We start from the raw sequence: 21187 nt of genomic DNA, 5'->3' as shown, positions 1-21187 counted from the left end.
GGTCCGAAGGGGTTCCGACCGCCATTTCGCCCACCGGGCCGGCGCCCGCACGTTCGCCTGCCTGCTGCATCTCAGCGGCCACGCCGACGGGGCACGGTTTTGGTGGCAGTTCGCCGCCGGCGCCGGAGACGATGCCGCCGAGTACTGCCTCTTCCTCGACCACGCCCAGCGCGGCGAGTCCTACGACGCCGACCACTGGCGCCGCCAGCTCGCCCTCCACGGCTTTGCCCCGACGAGTTCCTCGGTGATCGCTCTGCTGCCCCCGTCCTCCCCAACGACTTCCTCCGCCGCATCAGCGACCACATCACCGAGCGCCACGATCCCGACCTCGGAGCCATTCCCCTCCCCAAGGTCCCACTCATCCACGACGTCCGTGACCTGGCCACCATCCCCACCAAACCGTGCGGACGCACCACCTGAAGCGCCGCTTCGAACGGACGGTCGCGAGTAATCGAACGATCCGGCGAGGAGGTCGACCACAGCCTATTGTCGATCCAGGGTGAGCTCCTCCACGCGGTCCGTACGTCGGCCGCGTCCACCAACCGGGCGAGCACCTGGGCCCGTTGTCAGTGCGCCATGCGACTCTCAGCCTCGTCCAAGCGCTCGCGCAGCCGGCGCCTGTTGAGATGGAGGACGACATGAGCGGCGACACACGGACCGCCGCGCCTTCGCCGGAGGACGCGCTGCGCTCTGCCCGGCTGCTTGCCCGTGCCGAGGCGGCCGTCATGGCGCTCTTCGCCACGCGGGCCTACGAACTGGGCTGGACGGTACGGAGCAAGCTGAGCGGCATCCTGGACCAGGTGACGCTGTCGTGCGACGCGGGACATTCGACTCAGGTAACCCCCGTGACCGCGCTGCACCCCAAGCTCGGCAGCACGATCGTCCGGGCACCCGCGGGGGGCGCGTTCCTCATGGCGACGGAAATGGCGCCCCTGAGGGCTTTCCCCATGGCACTGGAGGAGTGCCAGCACTGCGCGCGGAAGCGGTGGGAGGAAGCCGCCCGTGCGTCGTTCGCTACCTACGCCATCGAGACCGATCTCCGAATCCTGGCCGACGCCGCATCCCCTGACGGGTATCCGGCGAAAGAGGTTCGCTGCCTGCACGGGCATGAGTTCACCATCACCGCGATGACCAGTTGATCGGTCAGTTGGTGGACCAGGCGAAGGCCGACGGGATCCAGCTGACCGGCGAGGGCGGGCTGCTGCAGCAGCTGACAAAGAGGATCCTTGAGTCCGCCCTGGAAGGCGAGATCAGCGTGAAGTTTCCCCGGAGGGTGAACCACCAGACCTTCCCAGCTGAGGGAGCCTCGCCCGCATCGTGCCGCGCGCGTGGCGTCAGCCCAGCATGTCGCGCAGTCGCTCGACGGCGTGGAGGCGTTCCCTGTGCGTGCCGGCCAGCGGCTTCACGCACAGGGTCGTCACTCCGGCGGCAGCAAAGGCATCGAGCTGTCCGGCGATCTGTTCCTTCGTCCCCACGAGGGATATGGCCTTCAACAGTCCCTCGGGAACGGCGGCTTCGGCCTCCTGCTTCTTTCCTGACAAGTACAGGTCCTGGATGTGCGCCGCCTCCCGTTCGTAGCCGTATCGACCGGCGAGCCGGGCGTAGAAGTTCTTGTTCCTCGCGCCCATCCCCCCGATGTAGAGGGCCAGTTGTGGCCGAGCACGGTCCAACAGGTGTTCCACGTCGTCGCCGACGGCCAGAGGCGCCGTCACCGTGATGTCGAGCGTGCCCAGTGCCGGATCGCGCCGGGCCATCCCCGCGGTCAGTGCCGCTCCCCACACCTCGGCGGCCTTTCCGGGATGGAAGAACACGGGCAGCCAGCCCTCGGCGAGTTCGGCCGTCAGCTCGACGTTCTTCGGTCCGATCGCGGCCAGGGTGATGGGGATGCGGGAGCGGACCGGCTTGTTGAGGAGTTTCAGGGGCTTGCCGAGCCCGGTGCCCCGCTCGGCGGGAAGCGGAAGCGGGTACTTCGGCCCCGGGTGCACCACCGGTTCGCCCCGCCACACCTGACGGCAGATCTCCACCACCTCGCGGGTGCGGCTGAGTGGCGCGTCGTACGGCACCCCGTGGAAGCCCTCGATCACCTGCGGTCCCGACGCTCCGAGGCCCAGGGTGAACCGGCCGCCGGAGAGATCGTCCAGACCGGCGGCGGTCATCGCCAGGAGCGACGGCGTACGGGTGAAGACCGGGAGGATCCCGGAGGCGATCTCCAGGCGTTCGGTACGAGCCGCGAGGTAGCCCAGTCGGCTGACGGCGTCGAACGAGTAGGCCTCCGGCACGAAGGCGATCTCGACCCCTGCCGTCTCGAAATCCCTTACGGCATCGACCGATTCGATGAAGTCGCCGCTGTAATCCAGTGTCATACCGATACGCATGCGAAGGCCCCTCGTCTTCTGATCGACTGAGATTTTATCGAACGATCGTTTAACAGCGTACCGGCCTTCCTGTCCAGGCGGAACCGGCGGGCTCGTAGCCCTTCAACTCCGCCTCCCTGCAAGCGATCATGTGCAGGGACCTTGACCGAGTGACGTGGCTCACCCTACGTTCACGCTGGCCTTAACGAACGATCGATGAGTGACGCTTGGCGTCGCTTCAGGGCGGCAAGGGAGGCCGAAGTGCTCGAAATCGATGGACTCGTCGTCCGGTACGGCGCTCGCGCACCCGTTCTGCGGGGGGTGTCCCTGGACGTCGGCGGCAGCGGCGTCGTCGCGCTCCTCGGCAGCAACGGCGCCGGCAAGACGACGCTCATGCGCGCCGTCTCCGGCACGCTCGGCCTGTACGGCGGCGGAGTCACCGAAGGCTCCGTCCGGTTCCGTGGCGAACGGATCACCGGTGCGGACACGGCCCGCACCGTGGTGCACGGGCTCGTACAGGTACCGGAAGGACGGCACATCTTCGCCGGTCTGACGGTGGAGGAAAATCTGAACGCCGGTGCGCTCACCGTGCGGTCGTCGGCGGTGCGTGAGCGCACACGCCGTCGGATGTACGAACTCTTCCCGCAGCTCGCCGAGCGGCGACGCGCCCGTGGCGGGACGCTGTCCGGCGGCGAGCAGCAAATGCTCGCCATCGCACGGGCGTTGATGGCGCAACCGAGACTCCTGCTTCTCGACGAGCCGTCCCTCGGCCTCGCGCCGCGGCTGGTGCATCTCGTGGGCGAGACCATCCGCGAGATCAGCCGGGAAGGGGTCCCGGTCCTGCTGGTGGAGCAGAACGCGGCGATGGCGCTTTCGGTCGCCGACTCGGCCTGTGTGCTCGACCTCGGCCGGATCGTGCTGAGCGGACCGACGGACGAGCTGGCGCAGAGCGACGACGTGCGCCGCCTCTACCTGGGCGCGGACGCGGACGCCGGCCAGGGCGCCGGCGGATCCGCCCCGCGGCCCGGGCCCGGAACCGGAAACACGCCGACGCTGAGCAGGTGGTCCGGATGACGACGACTCAAACGCAAACGGCAGCGGAACTGCGTGTCGAGGACGTGAGCGTGGTGTTCAGCGGCCTGCGCGCCCTTGACGGTGTGTCATTCACCGTGCGGCCCGGAACGATCCATGCCGTCATCGGTCCCAACGGTGCCGGCAAGACAACGCTGCTCAATGCACTGTCGGGGATCTACCGTGTCGCCTCGGGCCGCATCATGGTGGACGGTCGGGAGGTGACGGGCCTGCGTCCGGACCGGGTGGCACGCAGGGGAGTCGCCCGCACCTTCCAGAACATCGTCGTGTCACCGGTCGAGTCCACACTCGACAACCTCATGGTCGGCCGGCATCGGCTGACCCGGTCCGGCATCGCCGCGACGGCACTGGGACTGGGCCGCGGTGAACAGCGTGTCCATGAAGCGCGGGTGCGCGACATCGCGGAGTTCGCCGGCTTGTCCGGCGTTCTGGACCGCCCGGCGGCGAGCCTCGCCTACGGGGATCTCAAGCGACTGGAGTTCGCGCGGGCTCTGTGCCTGGAGCCGCGGTTGCTCATCCTCGACGAACCGGTCGCCGGGATGAACACCGCGGAGAGCGCGGAACTCGCCCGGCTGGTCTCCGCGGCACGTGACGCGCTCGGTCTGACCGTGGTGTTCGTCGAGCACGACATGGGAGTGGTCATGTCGATCGCCGACCGCATCACCGTCCTCGACTTCGGCAAGGTCGTCACGGACGGCACGCCGGAACACGTAAGGCAGCATCCGGAAGTGATCAGCGCCTATCTGGGAGCGCCCATGGAATCCGGAAACGACCAGGTGGCGGAGAGGTTGTCGTGATGACCCGCGGAGTCGAAATCCTGTTGAGCGGTGTGTCTTTGGGGTTGTTGTACGCCCTGATCGCACTGGGCTTCGTCATCGTCTTCAAGGCGACCCGCACGGTGAACTTCGCACACGCCTCGTTTCTGCTCTTCGGTGTGTGGGTGGTGGCGCAGACCAGCCCGCACATCGGCTTCGCGGCCGCCGTGGCGCTCGGCCTGGTCGCGGCCGGGACGCTGGGACTGGCGGTGGAGCGACTGCTGTTGTCCCGGGTCGACGGCCGCAAGCATGACGCGCTGGCGATCCTCACCATCGGGGTCAACGTGGTGCTCACCGCGGAACTGAGCTGGCGCATCGGGGAGAGCGTGCTGCCACTTGGCGCTCCCTGGGACGGACACGTGGTCCACTTCGGCTCAGTGGTACTGCCCTTGTCCGTGATCATCACCATCCTCACCGTGCCGCTGCTGATCGCCGGTCTCGCCGCGGTCCTCCGCCACACCGGCTGGGGCCTGGCCATGCGCGCCTCGATCGAGGACCGCGAGGGCGCGGCGCTCGCCGGTGTCCGGCTGAAGCGGGTCTCGGCAGGTGCCTGGATCGCGGCCGGCATCCTCGCCGTCGCGGCCGGCATCGGTCTCGCTTCGTTCCCCAGCCCTGGCGTGGCCGTGAGTACCGGGACCGCGGCCATCAAGGCGCTCCCCGCGGCGATCATCGGAGGCCTCGACTCGCTCGGCGGGGCGATCGTGGGCGGCCTGGTCATCGGCATCGCCGAGGTGACCGTCGCCGAGTACCAGGACGCTCTCTCCTTCCTCGGGCGAGGGCTGGGGGACGTCGTGGCCTACGTGATCATGATCTGCATTCTGCTGTGCCGGCCCTCGGGCCTGTTCGGCGCGAAGGAGGTCAGCCGTGCCTGAGACGTCCCGGTTCCCCATGGCAGGGCGTGTGCCGGCCCTGTGCGCGCTGACCGCCGCCCTGGTGGTCCTCCTGGCGCTGCCCCTGTATGTCTCCGCGTTCTGGCTGAACATGGGCCTGTTCGCGATGGCGGCGGCGGTCGGCGCGATCGGCCTCACCATCCTGCTCGGCGCGGCGGGACAGTTGTCCCTGGGACACGCCTTCTTCGTCGCCGTCGGCGCATACGGCTATGCCTTCCTGGCCGGAGAAAGCGGCGGCGGGGTGTCCGGTCTCGGCCTACCCCCGCTTCTCGCCGCGGTCCTGGCCGTCCTGCTGGCGGGCGTCTGCGGCCTGCTGTTCAGCCCGGTCTCCAGCCGCCTGCGCGGCATCTACCTGGGCATCGCCTCCCTGGGCCTGGTGTTCCTCGGCCACCATCTGCTGCAGAACATGAAGCCGGTGACCGGCGGCTTCGAGGGCAGGACCGTCGTGCCGCTGTCGATCGGCGGGTTCTCCTTCTCCGACCAGGCGGACGTCACCGTCCTGGGCGTTCCGTTCGGTGCCGCCGAGAGCCAGTGGTATCTGTTCCTCGTCGTCACCGTCGGGGCGGCGCTGCTCGGCCGCAACGTCCTGCGCGGCCGGCCCGGCAGGGCGCTGAGGCTCATGAAAGACAGCGAGATCGGCGCGAGCGCCATGGGCGTCGACATACGACGCACCAAGGCAGCCGTCTTCGTACTGTCGTCGATGTATGCCGGCGCTGCCGGTGTGCTCACGGCACTGGCCTTCCAGCGCACCGTCCCCGACTACTTCAGCCTCCACCTGTCGGTCAGCTATCTGGTGATGGTCATCCTGGGCGGCCTCGGATCCGTGGGTGGCGCGATCGCCGGTGCGGTCTTCGTCGTGACGCTGCCCCTGCTGTTCTCCCGCTACGCGGATTCCCTGCCGTTCGTCACCGGAGCCGGCGGGCAGGGACTGGACGCGTCGACAGCGGCCCAGTTCGTGTACGGCGCGGTCGTCATCGTGGCCGTGATCGTCCAGCCGGGCGGTCTGGCGGCGCTGGCCGGCGCCGTTCGACCTCTACGAAGCCGCCGCCCGGCCGCGGCCGCCACTCCCTGAACCCCGGCTCCCCAGCCGTCCGTCGCCCCAGACACTCCAGACCCGCCCCCCACCTTGCCGGACGTGTGCTGTCAACCACCTCATCCGCTTCTCAGCGAGGAGACACACCGATGCACAAATCGCGCACACTCGGGCTGGCGGCCACGGCCCTGGCCTTCACGCTGGCGGTTGCCGGCTGCTCCACCAAGGCCGAAACGGCCGGGACCGCCGCCGCACCCGGGGTCAGCGACTCCACCATCAAGCTCGGGGTGCTGATGGACCTGTCGGGCCCGTTCGCGGGCACCGGCAAGACGATCCTCGACGCGAGCAACGTCGCCATGAAGGAGATCAACGCGGCAGGAGGTGTCTGCGACCGGAAGCTGGCACTCGTCACCCGCGACCACGGCTACGACCCGCAGAAGGCCGTCGCCGCGTACGACGAGATGGATCCGCAGGTCCTCGGCTATCTGAACATCCTCGGCTCACCGGTCGTCACAGCGCTGCGGGAGAAGATCGAGGCGAAGGACGAACTCGCCGGCCTGACCACGTTCGCGTCGACCCTGCTCGGGGACGAGCACCTGATCGTCCTGGGCGCCACGTACGACATCCAGACGATCAACGGCCTGGACTGGCTCGTGCGGAAGGGTGAACTGCGCAGCGGCGATTCCGTCGGGCATATCTACCTCCAGGGAGAAATCGGCGAGAACAGCCTGCGGGGCAGCAAGTTCGCTGCGGAGAAGCTGGGGTTGAAGATCGTCGGCCAGCAGATCGAACCCACCGCAACCGACCTCACCAGCCAGGTCAACGCGCTCAAGTCGGCGAAGGTCAAGGCGATCGTGGTCGACTCGACGCCCAAGCAGGCGGCTTCGGTGGCGGCAGTGGCGCAGTCGGCCGGCATGGAGGTGCCGATCATGGGCGGGGTGTCGACCTTCGCCACCAGCCTGCTCAGGACGTCTGCGGCGCCCGCGCTCACCGAGCACTACTCCAGGCTCTCCGGGCTGGGGGCACTCGGCGCGGACAACGCCGCCGCTCGCAAGCTGGCCGCTGCCTGGACGGACCAGTACGGTAAGGCGCCGGAGGCCAGCAGCGGAGTCGTCCACGCCTATGCCATGACCAAGCTGTACGCCGAGATACTCGGCAAGAGCTGCGAGGACCTCACCCGCGCGGGCGTGCTCAAGGCCCGCAGCTCTGTCACCGACTTCTCGCTACCCGGCCTGCTCCCGCCTCAGGACTTCTCCGATCCCGCTGAGCCCAGTTCGCGCGAGGCCCAGGTGCTGGGTGTGGACAAGGGTGTCTTCGCCGGAGTCAAAGCACGCGGTGACTTCTTCGCATCGGACCTGGCGAAGGAGTACAAGGTTCCGTCGGCCGGATGACACTGGGGACTGTGCCCGGCGGGCCGGCGGTGGCGGTGCGCCGGCCCTCGGCTCCGCATGGCAGGAGAGCCGGCTTTGTCGATCGTTCGTTCATTCTGGGAGGCTGGGGCCATGGATACGACGAGCGGCAAAGCGGCGGGCAAGAGCGGCAAGGCAGCGGGCAAGAGCGGCAAGGCGGGGGACAACGGTTCCTCCAGCTCCCGGGGAAACGGCCGGGACGCCATCATGGACGCCGCACGAGATGTCTTCGCGGAGCGCGGCTACTTCGGCGCCTCCATTCGTGACATCGCCAAGCGGGCCGACATGAGTCTGTCCGCCCTCTATTACTACTACTCCGGCAAGGCGGAGCTCTTCCACGCCCTGATCGAGGACTCGCTCGACGACTACTTCCGTCACTGCGAGAAGGAACTGGCCCAGGCCGGTGACGACCCCGCCGCGCGGCTGGCCGCCCTGGTCAGAGTGACGGTCGACTACCGGGTCCGGCGGCGGGTGGAGAGTCTGCTGACCCTCCAGGAACTCCGTTACCTGGAACCCGAGTACCGCAACCCCATCATCGAAAGGCGCCACGCCGTATCGGGACTCTTCCAGAAGGCCATAGACGACGGCATGGCCGGCGGAGTCTTCCGGACCCCGCACCCGGACGACGCCCGCCGGGCGGTCATGGCCATGTGCAACGCCGTCGCCCAGTGGTACGACCCGTCCGGCGACCTCGGGACGACGGAGCTGTGCGACCGGTACGTGCGGCTCGCGTTCGCACTGGTCGGGCACGGCGAGGCGCCGGCCCGGTAGGTCGTCTGCACTTTCGTCGCGGTCATTGACAGTGGGTGAGACGGCGACCTAACTTAACGATCGTTCGACAAGTACCTTCTCTCCTCGGCTGCGGTCCCGACCGCAACGGCCGGGCCCGCGGCCCGGCGTACGACGGCAGTCGCCGAGCCTTCGCGGCGCCGGCGGCGGCAGATCCGACACCGACTCGACCGACTGGAGCGTCCATGCAGACCAGCGGAATATCCGCAGTGGTGACCGGCGGCGCGTCGGGGCTCGGCCTGGCGACGGCACGGCGGCTGCTCAAGGCCGGCGCCCGCGTCACCATCGCGGACCTGCCCTCCTCGGACGGCGACCGCGCCGTCCGCGACCTCGGCCCCGAGGCCGTCTTCGTCCCCGCCGACGTGACGAGCACCGAGGACATGACCGCGGTCCTCGACACCGCCGAGCGGACAGGAGCGCTGCGCGCGGTCGTCCACTGCGCGGGCCGCGGCGGTCCGCTCCGCGTGGTCAACAAGGACGGCACCGCCGGTGATCTCGACCATTTCCGCGCCGTGGTCGACGTCAACCTGATCGGCACCTTCAACGTGCTCCGGCTCGCCGCCGCCCGCATGGCCGGCAACGAACCACTCGACGGGGACCGTGGAGTGGTGGTCATGACAGCTTCGGTCGCGGCGTTCGAGGGGCAGATCGGACAGAGCCCGTACGCGGCGTCGAAAGCCGGAGTGGTCGGCCTCACCCTGTGCGCGGCCCGGGATCTGGCGAGCAGGAGCATCCGGGTCGTCACCATCGCGCCCGGCTTGTTCGACACACCGATGCTCGGCAGGAGGCCGAAGGAGAAGCTCGACGCGCTCGCTGCCGCGGTGCCGCACCCGCCGCGCCTCGGCGCGGCGGACGAGTACGCACAACTCGCCCTGCACATCATCGACAACCCGATGCTCAACGGAGAGACCATCCGCCTCGACGGCGCGATCCGCCTGGCCCCACGCTGAAGGCCGGTGCTCAACCGCAACTCCCCAACCGCGACCACCGCTTGGCCACCGCAAAGGAGCTTCCGTGGCAGACGAAGTACTGGTCGAGTACGGCGACGACGGCATCGCCGTCATCACCATCAACCGGCCCGAATCCCGCAACGCGGTCACCCGAGCCGTCGCGGAGGCGATCGCGTCCGCGCTGGACGAGCTGGACGAGCGCGACGACCTCGCGGTCGGCATCATCACCGGCGCGGGCGGCACCTTCTGCGCGGGCATGGACCTCAAGGCGTTCCTGCGGGGCGAGCGCCCCCACGTGCAGGGGCGCGGTTTCGCCGGCCTCACCGAGACCCCGCCGCGCAAGCCGCTGATCGCCGCCGTCGAGGGCTACGCCGTGGCGGGCGGATGCGAGATCGCACTCGCGAGTGATCTGGTCGTCGCCGCCGAGGACGCCAAGTTCGGGTTGCCCGAGGTCAAGCGCGGTCTGGTGGCGGTGGCCGGGGGACTGCTGCGGCTGCCGGGCCGGATCCCGTACCAAATCGCGATGGAACTCGCCCTCACCGGCGATGTCCTCACCGCGGACCGGGCCTACCACTTCGGGCTGGTCAACCGGCTCACCCCGCCCGGCGGCGCGCTGAAGGAGGCGAGGCTGCTGGCCTCCGCCATCGCCGCCAACGGTCCGCTCGCCGTACGGGTCACCAAACGTATCCTCGTGGAGTCTCCCGGCTGGCCACGCGACGAGCTGTTCGACCGTCAGAAACCGATCACCGAGCTGGTGTTCAACTCGGATGACGCTCGGGAAGGCGCGTCGGCCTTCACCGAGAAGCGCACTCCCGTCTGGCGAGGCCGGTGAGCGGCCGGTGAACGAAGAACAAGACCAGGAACGTGCGAACGGCGCCGTACCCGATGCGGCCCCGGGGCCGCTCACCGGGCTGCGGGTCATCGAGCTCGGGGGCATCGGGCCGGGGCCGTTCTGTGCGATGCTCCTCGCCGACGCCGGTGCGGACGTGATCCGTGTCGAGCGCCCGTCGGACGTGGCCGGCAAGCCCGATCCCGTCCTGCACCGGGGCCGGCGCTCGGCCGCCATCGACCTCAAGCACCCGGAAGGCGTCGGCGCCGTCCTCGACCTGGTGGCGGATGCCGATGTCCTCCTGGAGGGCTTCCGGCCGGGGGTGGCCGAACGGCTCGGCGTGGGCCCCGGCCCGTGCCTGGACCGCAACCCGCGCCTGGTCTACGGACGGATGACGGGATTCGGGCAGGACGGGCCGCTCGCGCCGCGGGCCGGGCACGACATCAACTACATCGCCCTGTCGGGGGCCCTGGGAGCCATCGGACCGGCCGACGGCCCGCCGGTCCTGCCGCTCAACCTGCTCGGCGACTTCGGCGGCGGTGGCGCACTGCTCGCCTTCGGTGTGCTGTGCGCGGTCGTGCAGGCACGCGCCACCGGGAAAGGGCAGGTCGTGGACGCCGCCATGGTGGACGGGTCGGCTCAGTTGCTGGCCATGATCTACAGCCGTCTGCACGAGGGGCGGTGGACCGACGACCGGGGCGTCAACTACCTGGACGGCACAGCCCCGTTCTACGGCGTCTACCGCTGCCGCGACGGCGAGTACGTCGCGGTCGGCGCGATCGAGGCGCCCTTCTTCGCCACCCTCCTGGAACGGCTCGGCCTGGTCGCGGATGCCGACTTCACCGAGCAGTGGGACCGGTCCCGCTGGCCGGTCATGCGGCGGCGCCTGGCGGAGGTCTTCGCCGCCCGGACCCGCGACGACTGGGCCGCCGTGTTCGCCGACGCCGACGCGTGCGTCACCCCCGTGCTGTCGCTGGTGGAGGCACCGAGCCATCCTCACAACGTCGCACGCGGCACCTTCCTCACCGACGGCACGGGAGTCCTCCAGCCCGCCCCGGCCCCCCGGTTCGGCTCCTCCGCCCCTCGCCGGCACACCCGGCCGGCCCCCCTTCCGGGCGAGCACACAGCGCAGGTCCTCGCCGAGACGGGCCGGAACCCCGAGCAGATCAAGAAGCTTTTCGACGCGGAGGTCGTGCGATGAACCGGCGTACCACGCGAAAGCCCTGCATGGCCGGCCGCGGGCCGGCGCGTGAAGGGAGCGGCACATGACCGACTACTGGCCCACAGGGCTGCCTCGCCGCCTCGACTACCCGGATGTCCCGCTCGGCGCGGTACTCGCCGGCTCGGCCCGCCGCTACCGCGACCGGGCGGCCATACGCGACGGCGACCAGGTTCTCACCTTCACCAGCCTGTACGAACAGGCTGCCGCGTTCGCACGCGGCCTCAGGGCGCACGGCATACGGCAGGGTGACGTGGTCGCCCTGCACCTGCCGAACACCCTGTGGTTCGCCGTCGCCTACTACGGCATCACGCTCGCCGGCGCGACAGCATGCCCGGCCAACCCCGCCCAGCCGGCCAGAGCCCTGCGCGCCCAGCTCGCCGACTGCTCCGCGGCGGCCGTGGTGACCCATCCGGAGCCGGCACCGGTGCTGGCCGAGGCGATCGACGGGCTACCAGTCCGGCTGGTCGTCATCGTGCCGCCCAGCGCATCGGCCCCGGCCGACAGGCCGGATGACTGCGCAAAGATCTTCGGGAAGGCGGGCACCCCCCTGGAGGCCCTCGTCGCAGGCCAGAGCACCCACCCGCCAGAGGTGCTGGTCCCCACCGACTCCGTCGCCCAGTACGGGTACACCGGCGGAACCACCGGGGCACCCAAGGGAGTGCGCATACTGCACCGCAACATCGTCGCCAACACCATCCAGGTCGCCTGCTGGCGCTCCGGGGCGCTCCCCGGGCTCGACAGCGAAGGCGGTGTGGTGCTGAACCCCTTGGAGACCTCCGGCGACTATGCCCTGGCACCGGGTACCTACGCCACGCTGTGTGTCTCGCCCTTGTTCCACGCCCTTGGCCTGATCAGCCTCAACTTCTTCCTCCTGTGCGGCGCCACCAATATCCTGAGCGGCCGCTTCGATGCGGAGTCGTACCTGGAGCAGGTGGAACGGCACCGGATCGCGTACATCCCGGGCGCCCCGGCGCTCTATCACGCCCTGCTGGCGACACCGGGCATCCGCACGCGGGACCTCAGCTCGGTCAAGGCCGTGGTGTCGGGCGGCGCCCCCATAGACACGCACTCGTTGGAGCGGCTGACAGAGGTCTTCCCCAACGCCGCCGTCATCGAGGGGTACGGCCTGACGGAGGCGACGGCGACCGTGTCCAGCGGCCCGATCGCGAAGGCCGGGCTGCGCAAGCCGGGCAGCCAGGGACTTCCCCTGTTCGACACCGAGCTGGAGATCAGGGACCCGCTGGATCCCGGCCGGAAGGTGCCGCGGGGCGAGCGCGGCGAGATCTGGGCGCGGGGCCCTCAGGTGGCCTCGGGCTACCTCGGCCGCCCGGACGAGACCGCCGCGCAGTTCGTCGACGGCTGGCTGCGCACCGGCGACACCGGCCACCTCGACGCGGACGGCTTCCTGTACGTCTCCGGCAGATCAAAGGACATGCTCATCTACAAGGGCTACAACGTGTACCCGCGCGAGCTGGAGGACATCCTCGGCGGACACCCCGCAGTGCTCCAGGCGTCGGTCGTCGGAAGGGCGGTGCCTGCCGTCGGCGAGATCCCCGTCGCCTTCGTGGTCCCCGCCGCTGAGCCGCGCGCGATGGCCGAGGAGCTGATGGAGTACGTCGCGGAGCGCGTGACGCCGTACAAGCGGATCAGAGAGGTCCGTTTCGTCGACGAACTTCCCGTGTCTCCGGCCGGAAAGGTGCTGAAAACCGAGCTCCGCCGCCTGGCCCGGACGACTCGGGACCCGGGCGAACCCCCCTCGGGCACACAGGAAACCGGCACGCCGGACACGGCGGAAAGGCAGGTCTGACATGCGTGACGCGGTCATCGTGGACGCCGTACGTACCCCCGTGGGCAAGCGGAACGGCTCGCTCAGCGGTATTCACCCGGTAGACCTGTCCGCCGTAGTGCTGCGGGCCCTCGCCGAACGCAACGACCTGGACCCGGCGTTGGTCGAGGACGTGCTGTGGGGCTGCGTCTCCCAGACCGGTGAGCAGGGCGGCTGCGTCGGCCGTTTTGCCGTCCTGGCCGCCGGATGGCCTGAGGAAGTGCCGGGCGTCACCATCGACCGGCAATGCGGATCCTCGCAGCAGGCCGCGCAGTTCGCCGCTGCGGGAGTGATGAGCGGCCAGTACGACATCGTGGTCGCGGGCGGCGTGGAGTCGATGAGCCGCGTACCGCTGGGCTCCGGCCGCGAGCGGGGCCCCGGCGAACCCTTCGGCCCTGCCGTGCAGGCCCGGTACGGCGTCTCGCGGTTCAACCAGGGGCTGGGCGCGGAGGAGATCGCGCGGCGCTGGCGGCTGAGCCGGGAGCAACTCGACGCGCACAGCCTCCAGTCGCACGCCAACGCGGCGGCAGCGATCGACGAGGGGCGGTTCAAGTCCCAGATCGTGCCGGTGGACGTGACGGACGAAGACGGTTCCGTACGCACCGTCGACACGGACGAGGGAGTACGGCGGGGCGGCACGGCCGCCACGATGGCGGGTCTGAAGCCCGCTTTCACCGAGGACGGCGTGGTCACGGCCGGCAACTCCTCGCAGATATCGGACGGTGCCTCGGCGCTGCTGGTCATGAGCGGCGAGAAGGCGCGCGAACTCGGTCTGCGCCCGATCGCCCGCTTCCACTCCTTCGCCGTCGTCGGAGTCGACCCCGTGACGATGCTCACCGGCCCCATCCCGGCCACCGAGAAGGTCCTGAAGCGCGCCGGTCTGGGCATCGAGGACATCGGCGCCTTCGAGATCAACGAGGCGTTCGCCAGCGTGACCTGCGCCTGGCTCGCCGAGACCGGCGCCGATCCGGACCGGCTCAATCCCGACGGCGGCGCCATCGCCCTCGGCCATCCCCTGGGAGCCTCCGGCGCCCGGCTGACCACGACGCTGCTCCACCACATGCGAGCCACCGGCGTCCGCTACGGCTTGCAGTCGATGTGCGAGGGCGGCGGCATGGCGAACGCCACCGTCCTGGAACTCCTTCCCCGCTGAGCCCGAGCAGCCCGAGTAGCCGGAGCGGCAGGAGCGGCCAAGCGGCCCAAGCAGCCCGAGCCCTGGGGCCCGCCCGACAAGGCGCCCACAACCGAGGAGTGCGAAAAGCCAATGGAACCAGACGAGTTCGATGCCGTTCTGGCGGCGGTGCGGGCCTTCGTGCGCGAGAAGGTCGTCCCGCGCGAGAACGAGATCGAGGAGAAGGACGAGATCCCGGCGGACCTCCGCGAGAAGGCCGCGGCCATGGGCCTGTTCGGCTACGCCCTGCCCCAGGAGTATGGCGGGCTGGGCTTCTCCATGACGGAGGACGTACGCCTCTCCCTGGAGATCGGCTACACCACGCCCGCGTTCCGCTCGATGTTCAGCATCAACAACGGCGTCGCCGGCCAGCTCCTGGCGAGTTCCGGCACCGAGGAGCAGAAGCGACGCTATCTGCCGCGGATGGCCGCCGGGGAGTTGATCGCGGCGTTCACCCTCACGGAGGCGGAGGCGGGCTCGGACCCCAGCGGTATCAGGACCCGTGCCGTACGCGACGGGGACGGCTACGTCCTGAACGGCAGCAAACGGTTCATCACCAATGCCCCGCTCGCCGGTGTCTTCATGGTGTTCGCCCGCACCGGGCCGCAGAGTACGGGCGCCGAGGGGATCTCCGTCTTCGCCGTCGACGCGGACAGCCCCGGCGTCACCGTGGGACCGAGGGACCACAAGATGGGCCAGTCGGGGGCCTTGAGCGCGGAGGTCTTCTTCGACGACGTACGCCTTCCGGCGAGTGCCCTCGTCGGAGAACGCGAGGAAGAGGGATTCCGCACCGCCATGCGGTCGCTGGCCAGGGGACGTCTGAGCGTCGCGGCGATGTGTGTGGGGCTGGCCGGGCGCATCCTGGACGAAAGCGTCGCGCACGCCTCGGTCACCCGGCAGGGCGGACGTCCCATCGGCGAGTTCCAGCTCGTCCAGGCCATGCTCGCCGAGTCGCACGCCGAGATGTATGCGGGCCACGCCATGGTCCTTGAGGCGGCCCGCGCGTACGACTCGGGCGAGGACCGCAGGCTGGCGCCGTCCTCCACGAAACTGTTCTGCAGCGAGATGGTGGGCCGGGTGGCCGACCGTGCCGTCCAGATACACGGGGGCATGGGATACATGCGCCACATTCCCGTCGAGCGCTTCTACCGGGACGTGCGACTGTTCCGCATCTACGAGGGGACGAGCGAGATCCAGAAGCTCATCGTGGGCAGGCAGTTGCTGCGGGAGCACGCGTGACGGGTGGCGCGGGCGGCCCCGCGAGCGAGATGCGTGAGGCCACCGGGCCGTACGGGGAAGGTGACCGGCCGTCGCTCTGCGGTCGTGGGCTGGCCGGGCCGTCATGAGCGACCGGACCCCAGGCGCCGCCGTGCTCCTGGAGGACGACGGGCCGGTACGCGTGCTGACGCTCCAACAGCCCGGGTGCCACAACGCCCTGGACCTGACCGGCCGCCAGGAACTCCTCTCCGCACTGCAGGACGCGTCGCGCGACGAGCGGTGCCGGGCAGTGGTGCTGACCGGCGCGGGAGGCAGCTTCTGCGCGGGCGGCGACATTCGCTCCATGACACCGGTCCCGGAGGAGTCCGCCGCGCGGATGGAGGTGGTCGCGGGCATCGTACGGGCGATCGTCCGGGGACCCAAGCCCGTGCTCGCGGCGGTCGAGGGCGTCACGTTCGGGCTCGGCATGTCGCTCGCGGCGGCGTGCGACCACGTAGTGGCCGCCCGTGACGCCCAGTTCGGCTGCGCCTTCGGCAGGATCGGGCTGATCGCGGACGCCGGACTGCTCTGGTCACTGGCGGCGGGTCGGGCTGGGCACGGCGAAGCGCCTGCTGCTGTTCGGCGACGTCCTGGACGCGGGGGAGGCGGCCGCTCTCGGTCTGGCCGACGTCCTCTGCGAGCCCGGATCCGCACGGCAGGAAGCGGTACGGCCGGGCGGCCTCGCTCGCGGAGACCAAGCGGATCCTGGCGTCCTGGCCCGCGGAACTCGACGCCGTACTCGCCGAGGAGGTACGGGCGCAGCCGCGACTGCTGGCCGGTGCGGACCTCGCCGAGGGCAGCGCCGCGTTCTAGGCCGGACGCGCTCCGCGGTTCACCGGACCGACCACGACGGAGCGGGCATGAGGCGGGCGGCAGGGGCCACAACACCGACGCGCCTGGCACAGCAGGCACGACAAGGTCGAGGAGAAACTTATGGCGAGGCCCGGCTTTCCTTCCCGGACCCCGAAGGGTGATCGGGTGAACGTGGCAGACACCGAGCGGGCGGAACGCTCCGACCCGAGACGAACCGCTTGTGACGCGGCCAAGCCAGCCGGACCACTGGCGGGCATCACGGTGGTGTCCCTGGAGCAGGCGGTGGCGGCTCCCATCTGCACCCGCACCCTCGGTGACTTCGGGGCTCGGGTGATCAAGGTGGAGAACCCGGAAGGCGGTGACTTCGCCCGGCACTACGACGACGTGGTGGGCGGCATGGCGGCGCACTTCGTATGGGTCAACCGGGGCAAGGAGTCGGTCACGCTGAACCTGAAGGATCCGGCCGGGATGGCGGTACTCCACCGGTTGCTCGACCGCGCCGATGTGATGGTCTCCAATCTTGCTCCCGGTGCCACGGCGAGGCTCGGAATCGCGCCCGCCGACCTGGCCGTCAGCCACCCGGAACTCATCGCCGTGGAGATCGACGGCTACGGGCCGGGAGGCCCGCTGTCCCACAAGCGTGCTTACGATCTGCTGGCCCAGGCGGAGTCGGGCGCATGCGCGATGACGGGCTTTCCCGGTGCGCCAGCCAAGCCCGGTCCGCCGATGGCCGACGTGTGCACCGGCCTGTATGCCGCGTTGTCGGTTCTGGCGCTGCTCTGCGGCAAGGAGCGAGGCCATGGTCGCGGCGCCGCCGCGGTCGCGGTGAGCCTGTTCGACACGATGACGGAGTTGATGGGGTATCAGCTCACCTACACGCTGCACACGGGTGTGGACCAGCAGCCGGTCGGCATGGGCTCGCCCGCGGTGGCGCCGTACGGCGCCTACCGCACAGCGGACGGCCAGACCGTCGTGCTGGGCACGACGAACGACCGCGAATGGCGGCGATTCGCGCGTGACCTTCTCGGCCGGCCCGACCTGGCCGACGACGAACGCTTTCGTACCGCCTCCGGCCGGGTCGCGCACCGTGAGTTCCTGGACGCGGAGATCGCCGACTGGTGCGCACGCCATGACCTGACGCAGGTGCAGAGCGACGCGGATGCCGCAGGGATCGGGAACGCCCGGTTCAACACACCGAGCGAGGTCATAGCCCATCCGCATCTGATGGCCCGCGACCGGTGGCGCCGGATCGACACACCTCACGGTCAGGTACCCGCTCTGCTTCCACCTCCGGTCATCGCCGGCTACGAGCCACCGATGGGTGGGATCCCCGCACTCGGTCAGCACACCGACGCCCTGCTCACCGAACTCGGCGTCACCGAGGACGACATCGCCGTGCTGCGCGCACAAGGCACGGTGGCCCCGACCCCTCGCTGAGGTGCCGGATCCATGCCTCGACGGCGCCATCGGCATGACCCTCGGCGGTCGCAGCGCGTACGAAGACCGTGGGCGATGCTGACGGCGTACGACATGCACGGACGGCGGGCGTTCGCACGACGATCGCTCGGCGTCAGGTTCCGGCGCGGGTCACTTCCGTTCCCGTCGCATACGGCAGCCGCTCCCGCCTCGGCTCCGCAGGCACAACCTGTGCCCACAGACGCGGCGCCCGAGGCTGCGGCCATGACGACCGAACAGAACACCCAGACCCGCACCGCCGCCAACGCCGTGCCTCCGGCGGCCCCGGTGTCCCGTCCGGCGCGCACCGCCAAGGGCACGCCGACGTCGCGGCGTCCGGGAGCGCGGAAGGCGGCCCTGGCCGGAACCCCGGCGGGTGGCACCGATGCGCGGGCGCTGTCACGTTGGTTGACTGGATGGGATGATCTTCTGGTTGATCGTGCGGGAGGGGGCTGTTCGTGGGGGCCGTGTCGCCGTCGTACAAGGGGCACTGGCACCCGGCCGAGGTCATCTCGCACTGCGTGTGGCTGTACTTCCGCTTCCCGCTGTCGTTGCGTGAGGTCGAGGAGCTGATGCTGGAGCGCGGGATCGTCGTCTCGTATGAGACGGTGCGCCGCTGGTGCGCCAAGTTCGGGCAGGCCTACGCCAGCGCCCTGCGGCGCAGGCAGCCCCGGCCTGGTGACAGGTGGCACCTGGACGAGGTCTTCATCACCACCAATGGGGAACGGAAGTACCTGTGGCGGGCGGTCGACCAGGACGGCATGGTGCTGGACATCCTCGTGCAGGACCGGCGGGACACCGCCGCGGCCAGGCGCTTCTTCCGCCGCCTGCCGAAGAACACGGGTGCGGTGCCGCGAGGGGTCGTCACCGACAGGCTCCGCTCCTACGGCGCGGCCCACCGCGAGGTCATGCCCTCCGTCGAACACCGCTCCCACAAGGGCCTGAACAACCGGGCGGAGAACAGCCACCAGCCCACCCGGCAGCGCGAACGGGCGATGAAAGGCTTCCGCAGCACCGGCGCAGCCCAGCGGTTCCTGTCCGCGTTCAGCGGCATCTCGCCCCACTTCCGGCCCCGACGGCACCTGATGACCGCCACCTAACACCGCACCGAGATGGCCATCCGCTTCGCGACCTGGGACCAGGTAACCGGAGTCACCGGCCGGCCCACCGCGGCCTGAGCACATAGCCGCAACCCGGCCCCACCACACCCCGACACACCTTCACCCGACGACGCACTCGATAAGTTGACAGCGCCTGCAGGAGGACAGCAGATGGCCAGTCGAAACTCCCTGCCGGACAGCGAAATCTGGGACCCCGTGGATCGGCGGCGGCCAATGGGCCGGAAAGTCGACCCTGGCCCGGCTCCTGGCCGTCCAGTACGGCGTCACCGTCTATCACTACGACTACCACGACGCTCGCGGTCACAACGATCGCCGCATCGCCCGTCGCGTCGGCCTCGGCGAGCCCGTCACCGAGCCCGACCTGGACAAGGTGTGGGTCCGCTCCACCCCGCAAGAGATGTCCACCGAGACCCTGGCCGGCTTCCCTGACCGGTTCGAGTGGGCCCTGGACGATCTGCGCGCGCTCGTCTCGAGCCACCCGATCATCGCCGAGGGCTGGGGACTCCGTCCCGAACTCGTCGCACGCATCATCGACTCACCGCGCCGGATGGTCGTCATGGTGCCCACGCCAGGGTTCCGCCAATACCAGTTCAGCGAACTACCCCGCACCGCCTCGCTCCGGCACCGCGTCAGCGATCCGGTCCGAGCACAGGCCAACCGCCTCTCCCGCGACCGCCTCGTCGCCGAGGACGCCACCCGCACCGCCCACCAGCTCGGCATCCGCGTGATCGAAGTCGGATGGTTCCCGCGATGCCGCTACGATCGCGGAGATCGTCGCCGACCACTTCAGCCCCTACCTCCCGCGACAACACCGCGAGGATTGATCATCACGGGCATTCATCTGAAGGGAACGGTGAGCTGGGAGAACACTGATCCGGGTGTGCTTGTCCCTGCTCGTTGATCAGATCCGTCGGGGTCGGGACAGGGAAGAATGAGATGACACGTGAAGCTCCTGGTCGTTTGAGACGACAGCGCCGCTCAGTGATCTCGCACGGCCCGGACAAAGGCACGCTGATGAAGCGCAATGCCTATACGTATGCAGCCATAGCAGTTGTGTTCGGATCTGCCGGACCTGGGCGCATGGCGGATCATGGCCTGGATGATGCGAGTACGATCCGCCAGCAGCACTACACAATGCACGAGGAGAGGTAGCTGCCATGTCCGAAGTCGAGTCAGCGACCACGGAACTCAAAACGCAGTACGCCGCTCAGGTGGCTGCGGACCTTGAGCGCAACGCCAAGGACCAGGAACGTATCGGCGCCGAAGTAACCGAACTCCAGGAGCAGTTGCTCGCCCTGCAGCGTGACCATGCCCTGTTGGTGAACCTGCAGCAGGCGCTGAGCGGCGAGAGCCCCGCGGACGCCAATCCAGGTTCGGACGAGACTGTCACGGCTGCGCCTTCGGTACCGCGGCAGGCTTCGGCCGAGCCCACACCGGCCAGGCAGAAGAAGGCCGCTGCCCCGAAGCCCGGGAAAACACCGGCCAAGAGCCCCGGTACGAAGGCGCCCACAACCGGGGCGAAGCAGCCCACGCTCGGCGAGCTCATCCGCACCCATCTGGGCCGGCAGTCCGAGCCGAGTTCCTCCGCGGAGATCAGCAGCGCGCTGGCCCAGGCCCATCCCGACCGTGACATCAAGCCCAAGGTCGTGCGCACCACGGTCGAAGGACTCGTCGCCAAGGGGCATGTCCACCGCACCAAGCAGGGCAAGTCCGTCTACTACACGGCCTCCGGGACTGCCCCGGCCGACACCTCGCCGGAGCAGAAGGACCTGGTCACCGCCTGAGGAAGAAGGACGACATCCTCCTCCAGCGCACGCACCCTCGCGTCCTGCAGCGGCTCGCCGGACTCGACGGTGCCGCCCGGGAACTCGCGTGCCCGTGAGCAGCCCGAGCAACAGGCTGCGCGGGAAGGGTCACTCCGGCGCCGCCCTCGGCGCTGGGCACCGGTTCACCTGAGGCCTGCTGCTGACACCGGCGCGGCGGTGCGCTCGGAAGAGACGGACGAGACGTGGATTTGGGACAGCTTCTCACCATCACTCGACTCCCTGGCGGGCCTGATGTCTGCCGGGTCAGCGGGCGAATGTCTCGGTCAGGCGCACGCTGTAGCCGTCTTCTTCCATCAGGACGACCGTGACACCGAAGGGGGAGGGGTGGTCCAGCTC

The 21187-nt window shown here is 69.6% G+C and carries 18 protein-coding genes and 2 pseudogenes; 19 read left to right on the top strand and 1 reads right to left on the bottom strand.

Annotation, left to right across the window (positions count from 1 at the left end; genetic code table 11):
* Nucleotides 1-638: 638 nt before the first annotated feature.
* Entirely contained in the window at nt 639-1139 is a 501-nt protein-coding gene (locus tag OP79_RS43730; protein WP_157857476.1) for a hypothetical protein, read from the top strand.
* Nucleotides 1136-1255 (top strand): annotated as a pseudogene (locus tag OP79_RS57580) (transposase); the annotation flags it as partial. The gene OP79_RS43730 and the pseudogene OP79_RS57580, both read left to right, overlap by 4 nt.
* Nucleotides 1256-1334: 79 nt before the next feature.
* On the opposite strand, the gene OP79_RS43725 reads toward OP79_RS57580, so the two are convergent.
* Complete coding sequence (locus OP79_RS43725) at nt 1335-2375, bottom strand: LLM class F420-dependent oxidoreductase (protein ID WP_033328719.1); 1041 nt, start codon at nt 2373-2375, stop codon at nt 1335-1337.
* 195 nt (nt 2376-2570) lie between these two features.
* Between OP79_RS43725 and OP79_RS43720 the strand changes: the two genes are divergently transcribed.
* The 17 genes and pseudogenes from OP79_RS43720 (at nt 2571) to OP79_RS43645 (ending at nt 20809) form a co-directional block, all read left to right on the top strand.
* Complete coding sequence (locus tag OP79_RS43720; protein WP_106972635.1) at nt 2571-3428, top strand: ABC transporter ATP-binding protein; 858 nt, start codon at nt 2571-2573, stop codon at nt 3426-3428.
* Nucleotides 3425-4243: an ABC transporter ATP-binding protein gene (locus OP79_RS43715; RefSeq protein WP_033328717.1), complete on the top strand. Its 819-nt coding sequence runs from the start codon at nt 3425-3427 to the stop codon at nt 4241-4243. Before OP79_RS43720 ends, OP79_RS43715 begins: the two co-directional genes overlap by 4 nt.
* Nucleotides 4243-5133 carry a branched-chain amino acid ABC transporter permease gene (locus tag OP79_RS43710; RefSeq protein ID WP_033328716.1) on the top strand — a complete coding sequence of 297 codons (891 nt, stop codon included), beginning with the start codon at nt 4243-4245 and terminating at the stop codon, nt 5131-5133. The genes OP79_RS43715 and OP79_RS43710 overlap by 1 nt, the downstream gene beginning before the upstream one ends.
* Nucleotides 5126-6223, top strand: a complete 1098-nt coding sequence (locus OP79_RS43705; protein ID WP_245685655.1) for a branched-chain amino acid ABC transporter permease — start codon at nt 5126-5128, stop codon at nt 6221-6223. Before OP79_RS43710 ends, OP79_RS43705 begins: the two co-directional genes overlap by 8 nt.
* 110 nt (nt 6224-6333) lie before the next feature.
* On the top strand, nt 6334-7575 hold the full coding sequence (locus tag OP79_RS43700) for an ABC transporter substrate-binding protein (RefSeq protein ID WP_033328715.1): 1242 nt from the start codon (nt 6334-6336) through the stop codon (nt 7573-7575).
* Nucleotides 7576-7686: 111 nt separating this feature from the next.
* Nucleotides 7687-8364 carry a TetR/AcrR family transcriptional regulator gene (locus OP79_RS43695; RefSeq protein WP_051745545.1) on the top strand — a complete coding sequence of 226 codons (678 nt, stop codon included), beginning with the start codon at nt 7687-7689 and terminating at the stop codon, nt 8362-8364.
* A gap of 203 nt (nt 8365-8567) precedes the next feature.
* The gene (locus tag OP79_RS43690; protein ID WP_033328714.1) at nt 8568-9332 is read left to right on the top strand and encodes an SDR family NAD(P)-dependent oxidoreductase; all 765 of its coding nucleotides are present in this window, start codon (nt 8568-8570) and stop codon (nt 9330-9332) included.
* Nucleotides 9333-9396: 64 nt separating this feature from the next.
* On the top strand, nt 9397-10164 hold the full coding sequence (locus OP79_RS43685) for a crotonase/enoyl-CoA hydratase family protein (RefSeq protein ID WP_033328713.1): 768 nt from the start codon (nt 9397-9399) through the stop codon (nt 10162-10164).
* A 7-nt stretch (nt 10165-10171) separates the two neighbouring features.
* Nucleotides 10172-11362 carry a CaiB/BaiF CoA transferase family protein gene (locus OP79_RS43680; RefSeq protein WP_033328712.1) on the top strand — a complete coding sequence of 397 codons (1191 nt, stop codon included), beginning with the start codon at nt 10172-10174 and terminating at the stop codon, nt 11360-11362.
* A 64-nt stretch (nt 11363-11426) separates the two neighbouring features.
* The gene (locus OP79_RS43675; protein WP_051745536.1) at nt 11427-13190 is read left to right on the top strand and encodes a class I adenylate-forming enzyme family protein; all 1764 of its coding nucleotides are present in this window, start codon (nt 11427-11429) and stop codon (nt 13188-13190) included.
* A gap of 1 nt (nt 13191) precedes the next feature.
* Nucleotides 13192-14361 carry a thiolase family protein gene (locus OP79_RS43670; RefSeq protein WP_033328711.1) on the top strand — a complete coding sequence of 390 codons (1170 nt, stop codon included), beginning with the start codon at nt 13192-13194 and terminating at the stop codon, nt 14359-14361.
* A 111-nt stretch (nt 14362-14472) separates the two neighbouring features.
* Entirely contained in the window at nt 14473-15618 is a 1146-nt protein-coding gene (locus tag OP79_RS43665) for an acyl-CoA dehydrogenase family protein (RefSeq protein ID WP_033328710.1), read from the top strand.
* Between the two features lie 103 nt (nt 15619-15721).
* On the top strand, nt 15722-16618 hold the full coding sequence (locus OP79_RS58745; RefSeq protein ID WP_078492407.1) for an enoyl-CoA hydratase/isomerase family protein: 897 nt from the start codon (nt 15722-15724) through the stop codon (nt 16616-16618).
* A complete protein-coding gene (locus OP79_RS43660) occupies nt 16615-17886 on the top strand; it encodes a CaiB/BaiF CoA transferase family protein (RefSeq protein WP_281194209.1) in 1272 nt (423 codons plus the stop codon). Before OP79_RS58745 ends, OP79_RS43660 begins: the two co-directional genes overlap by 4 nt.
* A 476-nt stretch (nt 17887-18362) precedes the next feature.
* Nucleotides 18363-19082, top strand: a pseudogene (locus OP79_RS50060) (IS6 family transposase).
* 340 nt (nt 19083-19422) lie between these two features.
* On the top strand, nt 19423-19926 hold the full coding sequence (locus tag OP79_RS50055) for a hypothetical protein (protein WP_245685654.1): 504 nt from the start codon (nt 19423-19425) through the stop codon (nt 19924-19926).
* Between the two features lie 256 nt (nt 19927-20182).
* Entirely contained in the window at nt 20183-20809 is a 627-nt protein-coding gene (locus OP79_RS43645; RefSeq protein ID WP_033328709.1) for a BlaI/MecI/CopY family transcriptional regulator, read from the top strand.
* Nucleotides 20810-21187: the final 378 nt, after the last annotated feature.

The sequence above is a fragment of the Streptomyces yerevanensis genome (assembly GCF_000716805.1).
Classification (GTDB): domain Bacteria; phylum Actinomycetota; class Actinomycetes; order Streptomycetales; family Streptomycetaceae; genus Streptomyces; species Streptomyces flaveus.
Note: the sequence above shows the minus strand (reverse complement) of the source record. Positions and strands in the feature narration are given on the sequence as shown.